10 protein-coding genes are annotated in these 12,472 nt (G+C 34.5%); all 10 read left to right on the plus strand.

Features of this window, described 5'->3' with window-relative positions:
• Positions 1-44: 44 nt before the first annotated feature.
• Positions 45-1,742, plus strand: coding sequence for a long-chain fatty acid--CoA ligase (locus tag CN514_RS05055; protein WP_098231664.1), 1,698 nt, complete (start codon positions 45-47; stop codon positions 1,740-1,742).
• A gap of 312 nt (positions 1,743-2,054) precedes the next feature.
• Entirely contained in the window at positions 2,055-3,731 is a 1,677-nt protein-coding gene (locus CN514_RS05060; protein ID WP_098231701.1) for a sensor histidine kinase, read from the plus strand.
• A 1-nt stretch (position 3,732) separates the two neighbouring features.
• Positions 3,733-4,527, plus strand: a complete 795-nt coding sequence (locus CN514_RS05065) for a response regulator transcription factor (RefSeq protein ID WP_098231665.1) — start codon at positions 3,733-3,735, stop codon at positions 4,525-4,527.
• A gap of 94 nt (positions 4,528-4,621) precedes the next feature.
• Entirely contained in the window at positions 4,622-5,929 is a 1,308-nt protein-coding gene (locus CN514_RS05070) for an extracellular solute-binding protein (protein WP_098231666.1), read from the plus strand.
• Positions 5,930-6,014: 85 nt separating this feature from the next.
• On the plus strand, positions 6,015-6,890 hold the full coding sequence (locus CN514_RS05075) for a carbohydrate ABC transporter permease (RefSeq protein WP_098231667.1): 876 nt from the start codon (positions 6,015-6,017) through the stop codon (positions 6,888-6,890).
• Between the two features lie 90 nt (positions 6,891-6,980).
• Positions 6,981-7,808 (plus strand): carbohydrate ABC transporter permease, encoded by an 828-nt coding sequence (locus CN514_RS05080; RefSeq protein WP_286141575.1) that lies wholly within the window; start codon positions 6,981-6,983, stop codon positions 7,806-7,808.
• 46 nt (positions 7,809-7,854) lie between these two features.
• Positions 7,855-8,490, plus strand: a complete 636-nt coding sequence (locus CN514_RS05085) for a YesL family protein (RefSeq protein ID WP_098231668.1) — start codon at positions 7,855-7,857, stop codon at positions 8,488-8,490.
• A 32-nt stretch (positions 8,491-8,522) separates the two neighbouring features.
• A complete protein-coding gene (locus CN514_RS05090) occupies positions 8,523-9,494 on the plus strand; it encodes an aldose 1-epimerase (RefSeq protein WP_098231669.1) in 972 nt (323 codons plus the stop codon).
• Between the two features lie 33 nt (positions 9,495-9,527).
• Positions 9,528-10,862 carry a xylose isomerase gene (gene xylA / locus CN514_RS05095; RefSeq protein WP_098231670.1) on the plus strand — a complete coding sequence of 445 codons (1,335 nt, stop codon included), beginning with the start codon at positions 9,528-9,530 and terminating at the stop codon, positions 10,860-10,862.
• Between the two features lie 95 nt (positions 10,863-10,957).
• Entirely contained in the window at positions 10,958-12,457 is a 1,500-nt protein-coding gene (xylB, locus tag CN514_RS05100; RefSeq protein WP_098231671.1) for a xylulokinase, read from the plus strand.
• Positions 12,458-12,472: the final 15 nt, after the last annotated feature.

Genomic DNA, 12,472 nt, shown 5'->3' on the forward strand with positions numbered 1-12,472 from the left:
TTAAAACTTAATATAAAAAAGGTTCATAAGCGGAGGGTAAAATTATGAGTACTTCACATTTTGCGTATTGGCCAAAAAGGGTTTCTAAATCTTTAACTATACCTGAGACAACACTTTATGATAATTTAGTCGTTTCGGCAAAAAGGTATCCAAATAAAACTGCAATAGAGTATTATGGTGCTTCAAAAACGTACAAGCAGCTTCTTGAAGAGGTTGATCATTTAGCAGGTTATCTTGAGCATAGATTAGAAATATCCCCTGGTGAACGTGTAATGCTTTATATGCAAAACTCACCCCAATATGTCATCGCCTTTTATGCAATATTAAGAGTAAGAGGAATTGTCGTACCAATTAACCCGATGAACACCACAGATGAACTTGAATTTTACATAAATGATTGTGAAATTAAAACTGCAATCATTGGCCAAGAACTATCCCCTCATATTGAACCTTTACAAGCTACAACTGGATTAGAGAATTTAGTAGTTGCAGTTTACTCTGAATACTTACCGACCATTCCTTTAGTATCCGATTTAACGGCTGAAATAACTGAATCAAAGAAAATCTATCAAAACGAAAATTTATTTTATTGGGAGGATGCAATACAAACACAGCTTACCCCGTCACTATATGAAGGTAATTCAGAAGATGTTGCAGTCCTTCCATATACTTCAGGAACAACCGGTTTACCAAAAGGCTGTATACACACACATAAAACGGTACAAGCAAATGTAGTAGGATCTGCCGTTTGGATGAATATTTCTGCAAATGCCGTTAGCTTTTCAACTTTACCTCTATTCCATGTAACAGGAATGGTTCATGGCATGCATACACCGATTCTTACCGGTTCAAGTATGGTATTGCTAACAAGATGGAATCGAAACCATGCATGCAAACTGATTGAAAACTATCAATGTACCCATTGGGTAAATATTAGTACAATGCTGATCGACTTTTTAGCAAATCCAAATTTAAATACAGATGACATCAAGTCTCTTGTAAATATTGCAGGTGGTGGAGCTCCTCTTCCAGAAGCAGTAGGAGAGCAGCTATTCCAATTAACAGGCTTAAAGTTCGTAGAAGGGTATGGATTATCAGAAACAATTGCTCAGACACATTTTAATCCGCCAGATCGACCAAAACTTCAATGTCTTGGAATTCCATCATTTGACGTAGACGCCAGAATTATCGAGCCGGTAACAATGAAACAGTTAGGTGTTGGTGAGGTTGGTGAGATAGTTGTTAGTGGACCACAAGTATTTAAAGGCTACTTTAACCGACGAGAAGAAACAAATGATGCCTTTATTGAAATAGACGGAAACCTATTTTTTCGTACAGGAGATATCGGTCGGTTTGATGATGAAGGGTACTATTTTATCGTTGATCGTGTTAAAAGGATGATCAACGCGTCAGGCTTTAAAGTGTGGCCAACTGAAGTGGAAAACCTACTTTATAAACATCCGGCCATTCAACAAGCTTGTGTTGTTAGTAAACCTGATGAAAAAAGGGGCGAAACAGTAAAGGCATATGTGATCCTAAATCCTATTTATTCAGGCAAAGTAAGTGAGGATGACATTATCGATTGGTCAAAAGAGCATATGGCTAACTATAAATATCCGAGATACGTCGAATTTATTGATAAATTACCAACTACTGCAAGTGGGAAAATTTTATGGAGGACTCTTCAGGAAGCGGAATGGAGTAAAGTTGAACAAGTTATGAGTGAGAAAAGTGAAAAATAAGGGGAAGGGATAAATAGTAAATAAATGAAAAGAGGAGTCTCAACATCATATGTTTAGGTTCCTCTTTTTCGTGTTGATTTTTATTTAAACTAATTACAATTATCCTGATATTGCCCTCAAGCTACCTGGTAGTTATTACTAGATAGGTGTTTTTAATATTCAGACTAATAATAAATATAGTATGATAATTCTTAAAGAAAGCCCTTACACTAACTTACTACTGAAAAGGTGATTACAATCGTCAAATTTAGATTACGGTTAAGAAAATTAAACACTTTACGAAATCAAATATTGGGTGTCTTCTTGATTGTTATGGTGATTGTTTTATCCATTGTATCCATTATGGTATATAACCAAGTTGGAACTTTAATGAAAGATACAACAGAGAAACAAATCAAACAAACGGCTGTTGAAGCAAATGGAAGAATGGAAACCTTGTATAAGCAAATTGACACTTTATCAAACCAATTAATGACCAATGAGACGGTTCAACAAATATTACTCGGATTGAAAAACGGAGAAAGTGTTGATTTTGCAAAAAGACAATCACTAATTAGAGTCATAAATAACTTTTTAGCTTACTCTAATGGAATCTCTTCTTTTGAGCTATATTCTTCGGAGGGTAATCGTATTTTTCCATTCGGTGAAAAAAATTTATCTAGTGTAATCGATGAAAAATGGGTAAAGGAAGCAGAAGCCGAGAAAGGAAGGTTAGTGTGGGTAGGGAAAGATCCTAAAAATAGTAACTATTCTTATGCAATAAGAAGGGTTAGTTTAATGGATCGATGGTTTTCAAATGGAGGATATTTAGTCGTAAGAATTCTTAATAGTTATTTTCAGGTTGAAGAAAGTAATTTATCTCCTAGAGAAAAGGATTATATGATGCTGCTTGATAGGGATTTAACGCCAATAACGGATAATTACGGCATTGATATTCAAAAGTTTTTATTAGAAGGATACGAATCGATAAAAGTAAATAATAAACAATATATGATTATTACGCAACCATCTACAAAAACGGGCTGGACACTTGTTATTTTAAAACCTACAAGCTTTTTAAATGAGGGGGTAACACCGGTAAGAAAAGCGACCCTTTTATCTGGTGCAATTGGATTTATCATTTTTGTCATATCATCAATTATTCTAGCAACAATGATCACAAGACCGATAAAGAAACTTACAAATACAATGAAGAATGCGAAAATGGACGAGTTGAAAATTAACAAGGAAAGCGCAGCCTCATTAGAAATTATTGAATTAAATAGAACATATAACCAAATGGTAGAAAATACTAATCACTTAATACAGGTCGTTTATGAAAAAGAATTGCTTCGTAGTCAAACTGAGTTGAAGGCACTACAAGCCCAAATTGATCCGCACTTCCTTTATAATACGCTAAATGCACTTTACTGGTCTTTAGATGATAGAGGTGAGGAGGATTTAGCAGAAATAGTGATTGCAATGTCGGGATTATTTCGCTATACAATTGGCAATGCAAACAGTAGTGAATGGGTAACTATACAGGCTGCTCTCGACCAAATTGAACGTTATTTACAGATTATGAAAATGAGATTAGGAGAACGGTTGTTATGGGAGGTATCTGTTGAGCCAAATCTATTAGCTATTAAAATACCTAAACTGCTAATCCAACCTTTAGTTGAGAACGCCATAATGCATGGTATTGAAAGTAGTCGAGAACAAGGGATTGTTTTAGTGAAGATTAAACGGATTAATGACTCATCTAATTTATTAGTGACTGTTAAGGACAATGGACCGGGGATTAATAGAGAAGCTCTTAATACCCTTAATCTAGCAATTAAAAATGATAATGTATCATCCTTTAAAGGGATGGGGATGGCTCTTACGAATGTAAATAAAAGAATCAAATTATATTACGAAGGATATGACTTAGGTGGCCTTCGTTTAGAAAGTGAGATCGGTAAAGGTACAACTGTATTATTCGAAATTCCGGACAAAGGTGGAGAATAATTTGGATACAAAAACGATTCTAATTGTTGATGATGAACAAGCGACTAGACAAGGATTAAAAAAAACATTAGAGAAATGGTCAAATGGCAAATTTGAAATTCTCAGTGCGGTAAATGGTCAAGAAACATTTGAACAAATGAGCAGAACAAAAATTCATCTATTAGTAACTGATATTTGTATGCCTGAAATGAGTGGTTTAGAGCTTTTAAAGAACCTAAAGGATAAAGGACATAAGTTTGTTTCAATTATTATTTCTGGACACCCTGACTTTGAATATGCCCAGGAGGCTATTCGTCTAGGAGTTGTAAACTACTTATTAAAACCGGTAAGTAAACAGAAATTAATTGAGGCTATTGAGCAAGCACTTGAAAAGGAAGCAAATATTGAACGGATTGAATATATGGAAAAAGTGACTGATCAGAAATTATTAAAATTAGATCAAGTTAATAACCGCTCTAATTCAATTAACAGAGCAAAGACCTTTATTAATGAAAATATAAGCAATCAAATTTCATTAAAGGAGGTAGCAGAAGCAGTACATCTAAATGCGAGCTATTTTAGTGTGTTATTTAAAGAGCAAGTGGGACTAACATTTAGTGAGTATTTGACTAGAAAGAGATTACAAATTGCAAAAAATCGTCTACTGACAACAGACTTGCAAATTGAAGAAATTGCCCTAGAAGTAGGCTATCAGACAGCTAAATATTTCATTAAGATCTTTAAGGATTACGAGGGTATTACACCTAGTAAATTTAGAAAAGTGTCGGAACTTGATGATTCACTAATCCAAAAATAGTGGAATTTTATCCAATCGTGGTTACCTTACCGCGTTTTTTTTTTAGTGCTAGAATTTACTTGTGACGAAAAATTCAAAAAAATGGGGGTTAGACATGTTTAAGAAAGCGTCTTCATTAATGTTAGCACTAGTTCTTATTCTAATGGTTGCTTTAACTGGCTGTGGTAAATCTAATAACGCGTCAACTGAAAGCGGTTCCAAAAAAGTGGTCAAGTTTATGCATCTTTGGCCAGCTGGAAGTTCTAAGCAACAAAACTTAATTGTATCAGACATTATTAAACAATATGAGGCTGAACATAAGGATGTAAAAATCGAAGTAGAAGTTCTTGAAAATGAGCAGTACAAGAATAAGATTAAAGTTCTTTCTTCTTCTAATGAACTTCCTGATGTTGGGTTTACATGGGCAGCAGGATATATGAAACCATTTGTAAAAGGTGGCCTTTTTGCTGATTTAGATGATGTGTTAAATAACGGATTAAAAGATTCTTTTGTAAGCGGAACAACAGAAGCATATGCAATTGATGGAAAAACATATGGGTTACCTCTAGAACTAAACATCGCTCCAATTTATTACAATAAAGCAATTTTTGAAAAATATAACCTTCAAGTACCACAAACTTATAGCGAATTCCAAAACGTTGTTAAAACACTTGCTAAAAATGGGGTTGCTCCAATCGCTTTAGGAAATAAAGATCGTTGGACAGGTTCACTTTGGTATATGTATTTGGCAGACAGAATTGGTGGTGCTGATGTACTAAATAAAGCAATTAACCGTACAGGAACATTCGAAGATCCTGCACTAGTTTCAGCGGCATCAGAGGTTCAAAACCTAGTTAAAGAAAATGCATTTAATAAAGGTTTTAATGGATTATCGAATGATGAGGGTAAATCTGAATTCTTAAATGGAAATGCAGCTATGTACTTAATGGGAACATGGGAGCTTCCAAACTTTACGACAAATGAAGAAATTCCAAAAGATTTCCGTGACAATGTAGGTTTCTTTAAATTCCCTACTTATGAAGGCGGAAAAGGAAATATTAACAGCTGGGTTGGTGGCCCTGGAGTAGGTTTATTCGTAGCAGAGCATTCAAAAGTTAAAGCTGAAGCGAAAGACTTTGTTAAATTCTTTGTAGAGAAGTGGGGAGAGCAATCTGTTGAAAAAGCTGGTGTAATTCCAGCGACTAAGGTTGATACTTCAAAAGTAAATTTACCACCGTTATATATTGATGTGTTAAATGAATTAAATAAAGCTAGCAATTTAACACTATTTGCTGACGTTCAAATGAGTGCTTCTGTAGCAGAAACTCACTTAAACTTAATCCAATCTTTATTTGGAAATGAAGTAAAACCAAAAGACTTTGCTAAACAACATGAAGAAGCTTTAAAGGCAGAAGACAAATAAATTCTAATGTACTAAAGAAAAGGGCATATAGATTCATTGTAATATGCCCTTGATTTTTAAATATAAGGGAAGGAGTAGAATCGAAGTGAATAAAGCTATGTCAAATAAAAAAATAATCGCCCTGTATATTACACCAGCTCTTTTTCTGATCCTTGCTTTGATTTACGTTCCAATCGTACAAACTGGATACTTTGGCTTAATGAAATGGAATGGAATTGGGGAAAAGGAGTTTATAGGTTTAAAGAATTACTCCCACTTATTACATGATCCTCTATTTTGGAAAAGTGCTTTCCACTCCTTTTTATTAGCAGTATTTTCGGCAGTTAGTTTAATTGGTTACTTGTTCATCTCATTTATACTTGCCGGAAAAATTAAAGGTGCAGACCTTCTTAGAAAGATATATCTTATTCCGATGCTGCTTGCTTCTGTTGCAATAGCTCAGCTTTGGCTTAAAATTTATCATCCTACTAACGGTATTCTAAATAGCTTACTTGTTTCTCTAGGAGTTCATAATCCACCAGCCTGGTTAGCAGAAACAAACTTAGCATTATATGCGATTATTATTCCAATTATTTGGCAGTACGCCGGTTTTTATATTCTGATTTACTATGCAGCTCTTAAAAATATTCCAGACTCTCTAATCGAGGCTGCAAGAATTGACGGGGCAACACCAATTCAAATTGCATTAAAAATAAAACTACCATTAATCATGAATGTTGTGAAAGTAACGATTGTTCTTGCCGTCGTTGGATCACTTAAATATTTTGACTTAATTTATGTTATGACAGGTGGGGGGCCTAATGGATCAAGTGAAGTAATGGCTTCCTATATGTATCAAAAAGCATTCAAAGGTTTTGACTTTGGATATGCAAGTGCAATTGGATTTTTCTTATTAGTTATTTGTTTAGTAGTTACATGGATTATTCGTAAGTTTACTGAAGCAAATAATGACATTTACTAAAAGAAAGGGGGATTTTAAGTGGATACGGTAAGAGCTACAGGATCTCAAGCCATTGTAACTGAAAAGAAAACTGACCGTAGCAAAAATAGTATTTTTAGTAAAATTGCTTACGGATTTATGTATCTTTTCCTTATAATCGTAGCGATTTTTCAACTATTTCCGATCATATGGTTATTTCTTTTTTCATTAAAAAATAACCAAGAAGTTTTCAATATGTCACCTTTTTCTTTACCTGAAAGCCCAAAGTGGGAGAATTATACGAAAGTTTGGACTGAGGGAAACATTAGTCAGTATTTCTTTAACAGTGTAACTTATACAATCGCTGCCGTTATTTTAACGGTTGTATTAGCAAGTATGGTAACCTTCGCAATTACAAGAATGAATTGGAAAGCAAGTAAATGGGTATTGGGATTATTTATGGTAGGTTTAATGATTCCAGTCCATTCTACATTGATTCCTTTATTTAATACTTTTACAAAAATTAATTTAATTGATAATCCACTCTCGGTAATCCTTACTTATACAGCTTTTAACTTGCCAATTACGATTATGATTTTAATTGGTTTTTACGAAGCTCTCCCTAGAGAGGTAGAAGAAGCAGCGATTATGGACGGGGCATCAATTAACCATATCTTTTTTAAAATTACTTTACCGATGACATCACCAGTAATTGCTACAGCTGCAATTATTAATATGATTTACAACTGGAATGAGTTTGTCTTCGTTAATACATTTATTAGTTCAGATCAATTTAAAACACTCACAGTTGGTATTCAAAACTTTATTGGGCAGTATACGACTGATTGGGGAGCAATTGGAGCTACGTTAGTTATTAGTATTCTACCAATCCTAATTGCCTTCCTTATATTAAGTAATCGAATTGTAGAAGGAATTGCTTCTGGGTCAGTAAAAGGTTAACTACATTAGATAAGCTTTAGATGAATTTGTAAAGGAGGGTGATTAAATGATACTCAGAAAAACGATGGGTAAATTGTTTACGCTATGTGAGTGGGTTATGAAATTCGCATATGTCAATCTACTATGGTTCCTCTTTACAATTGTAGGACTATTCATATTTGGTTGTTTCCCAGCTACAGTAGCCCTTTTTACAATCGTTCGTAAATGGATAGGAAAAGAAACGGATCTTCCGATTTGGAGAACATTTCTAACTGTTTTCCTGAAGGAATTTAAACGCTCCAATAAACTTGGTTTGGTATTCATTTGTAGTGGAATCTTCCTAGCGTTTGATGCATTTTACATTCGAACGATTGAAGGGATGCTCCAATTTATTTTAATCATTCCTTTATTAATCATTGCGGCAGTTTATTTAATGGTTTTCCTTTATATTTTCCCACTATATGTACATTACGAGTTTAAACTAAAAGACTATTTTAAAAATGCATTCTTTTTAAGTGTTTTTCATTTTCACATTACTTTACTAATGCTGATTAGTCTAATCGCTATACTATTTCTGTTGCTGTATCAGCCAGGGCTAATTCCATTCTTTAGTGTCGTGTCAATTGCTTGGATTTTCATGTTCTGTGGTATGTATAGCTTTAATCGAATAGACCAAAGACAGGGTAAGATTAGTAAAGTCTAAGTGTAGAAATTATGACAGAACGGGGAATCTAGATGAATACTTATGCTGAGGAAATCTCTTTTTTAAACGAACCAGCGATTAAAGCAGGTAATAGCGAATTGGAGATTATCATTATACCCGGATGGGGATCAAACTTGATTTCCATGGTTCATAAAAAATCAAATACTGAGCTTTTAAGAGTCCCTAACTCAACCGAGGAGTATTTGAATAACCCAGTTCTTTACGGTACTCCAATCCTATTCCCTCCAAATCGAATCGATCAAGGTAAGTTTCGATTTGGCAAAAGAACGTATCAATTTGAAATTAATGAATTGGACAAGCAGAACCACATTCATGGTTTTGTTCACACAAGGGAGTGGAATATATCGAGTGTAGAAGTTAATGAGCAAACGGTGAAAATTATTACTGAGTTTGATTCAAGTAAGCATGAAGATGTAATTGCTCAATTCCCGCATCACTTTGTAATAAGGATGAGCTTTATTCTGAATGATAATTTATTCGCTAAAAAAGCAGAAATTATTAATAAAAGTCATGAAGTTTTACCGTTTGGCTTTGGATATCATACTAGTTTTGTATTCCCAGAAGAAACTTCAATCTTCAAGCTTCCAGTCGATAGGCGTTGGAAACTAAATGATAGATTTTTACCAACAGGGGAATTAGAAGAGATTCAATACAAATATGAGTTGAGTGAAGGAATGAGCTTATACGGGCTAGAATTAGATGACGTTTTTCTATCTAATCCTAATAACAGTGGCCTACAGACGGCACAAATAATGAACAAATCAACAGGAATTGAGATTAATTATACCGTTGACCAAAGTTTTAAGCATTGGGTTGTTTATAACAAAGATGGGAGAAGTGGCTTTTTATGCCCTGAGCCCTATACATGGGTAACTAACGCTCCTAATCTTCAAGTAAATGGAGAATTAACTGGCTTACAAGGAATTGAGCCAGATGATATGAAAGTATTGCGCACTTGGATTGTTATTTCACACAAGTCATAAAATACAAAACTACTATTTTAGGAGGAATTAAACATGAGTTACTTTACTAATATTAACAAAATTAAATTCGAAGGTCCTAAATCAAAAAATCAATTTTCATTTAAATATTATGATCCTCAAAGAATAATTAATGGCCAAAAAATGGAGGATTTACTTCGTTTTTCAGTTGCTTACTGGCATACATTTACTGCAGATGGTTCGGATCCATTTGGAGCAGGTACAATGCAACGTCCTTGGAACCACTTAACGGGAATGGATCTTGCTAAAGCACGTGTAGAAGCATCATTTGAGTTTTATGAAAAGTTGGATGTTCCTTTCTTCTGTTTCCATGATTCAGATGTTGCCCCTGAAGGAAATACATTAGGTGAAACGTATAAAAACTTGGATGTCATTGTAGAAATGATAAAAGAATATATGAAAACAAGTAAAACAAAATTGCTTTGGAATACGGCAAATATGTTTACTCATCCTCGCTATGTAAATGGAGCTGCTACTTCTAATAACGCGGACGTATTTGCATATTCAGCTGCAAAAGTGAAAAAAGGATTAGAAATTGCAAAAGAGCTTGGTGCAATTAACTATGTATTCTGGGGTGGGCGTGAAGGGTATGACACGCTTATGAATACAGATATGAAGCTTGAACAAGACAATCTTGCGCGTTTCTTCCATATGGCTGTGGATTACGCAAAAGAAATCGGATTCGATGGTCAGTTCTTAATCGAACCAAAACCAAAAGAACCAACGAAGCATCAATATGACTTTGACGTGGCAACTGGACTAGCTTTCTTACAAGCTAATGGTTTAGAGAAACAGTTTAAATTCAATATTGAAGCAAATCATGCAACACTTGCTGGCCATACATTTGAGCATGAATTACGCGTTGCAAGAATTAATGGAATGCTTGGTTCAGTTGATGCAAATCAAGGTGATAAGTTAATTGGATGGGATACAGATGAGTTCCCTACAGATCTTTACTCTACTACATTAGCAATGTATGAAATATTAAAAAATGGTGGCTTAGGAAAAGGCGGCCTAAACTTTGATGCAAAAGTAAGAAGAGGATCATTTGATGTAGAAGATTTATTCCATGCACATATAGCTGGAATGGATAGCTTTGCAATTGGCACATTAGTAGCTAATAAACTAATTGAAGATAAAGTATTTGAAAGCTTTATTGAAGATCGTTATAGCAGCTTCACTTATGGTATTGGTAAAGAAATCGTAGAGAATAAAGCAAGTTTCCATACACTTGAAGCATATGCATTAAATTTAGGTGATATCCAAAATAAATCTGGTCGTGAAGAACGTCTTAAATCAGTGCTAAACCAATATTTATTAGAAGCGATTGCTGAATTCGCAACAGTTTAAAAATCTTTTGACCATAAAATGTGCTGGAAAATTCATTATTTCCAGCACATTTTTCTCATACAATACGCTCAAAAAACAATAAAAGGATGATTGTTATGAAATATGTAGTAGGAATTGACCTTGGTACAAGTGCCGTAAAAATTTTGTTAGTTAATCAGTCCGGAGAGGTATGCCAAGAAGTATCTCGTGCCTACCAATTAATACAAGAGAAATCCGGATATAGTGAACAAAATCCAGAAGAATGGGTTGAAAAAACAATCGAAGGTCTCGCCGAACTAGTTAGAGACTTTAATGGTCATCCGAATGATATACAAGGAATTAGCTTCTCAGGTCAAATGCATGGTCTAGTGCTATTGAATAAAGAAAATGAAAGCCTTCGTAATGCAATTTTATGGAATGACACAAGAACGACTAAGCAATGTGAAAAGATCATTGAAATAGTAGGCAAAGAACGTTTACTTGAAATAACGAAAAATCCAGCACTTGAAGGATTTACTTTACCAAAGATTTTATGGGTAAAGGAATTTGAACCGGAGATCTTTAATCAGGCAGCAGTATTTTTATTGCCTAAAGACTATCTTCGTTATCGTTTGACTGGAGAAATTCATACTGAATACTCGGATGCTGCTGGAACATTACTTTTAAACGTAAAAGATAAGCAGTGGAGTGAAGAATTATGTACGAAATTCGATATTCCTTTACATCTTTGCCCACCAATTGTCGAGTCTCATGATTATGTTGGAACTATTACAAAAGAGGTTTCTAATTTGACAGGACTTAGTCGTGAAGTGAAAGTATTTGCAGGTGGAGCGGATAATGCATGTGGCGCAATTGGCTCAGGTATTTTAAAAGAAGGCAATACGCTATGTAGTATTGGTACTTCAGGAGTTGTTCTTTCTTATGAAGAGCATGGAGAGCACGACTTCAAAGGTAAAGTTCATTATTTTAATCATAGTAAAGAAGATGCTTTCTATTCAATGGGTGTAACGCTTGCCGCAGGATTTTCATTAAGCTGGTTTAAAGATACATTTGCTGAGGGTGTGAATTTCGAACAACTATTAGATGATGTTGATCGCGTTTCAATTGGATCAAATGGTTTAATGTTTACTCCGTATTTGGTTGGTGAAAGAACACCACATGCGGATTCAGTTATTAGAGGATGTTTTATCGGCATGGATGCAGCACATAAGAGAAGTGATTTTGCGAGGGCTGTCATGGAAGGCATTACTTTTTCATTGAATGAGTCAATTGAAATTTTCCGAAATAACGGTAAAAAGATTGATTCAATTATTTCAATTGGTGGCGGTGCTAAAAACCCTATTTGGCTTCAAATGCAAGCAGATATTTTTAATGCGACAATTATTAAGCTTTCAAGTGAGCAAGGTCCTGGGATGGGTGCGGCGATGCTTGCTGCCTATGGATGTAATTGGTTTGAATCATTAGAGGCTTGTGCAGAAGAGTTCATAAAGCCGATCATGTCATTTAAACCAGTTAGTGAAAATGGTAAACAATATGAGAAGCTTTATTCTATTTATAAGCAAGTTTATTCCAATACGAAGGAACTAAATAGAATGTTATCTGAATTTAGAAAGTAGTATAAGACGCTAAAA

Origin of the sequence: Bacillus sp. AFS001701 (assembly GCF_002559405.1) — a bacterium.
Lineage (GTDB): Bacteria > Bacillota > Bacilli > Bacillales > Bacillaceae_G > Gottfriedia.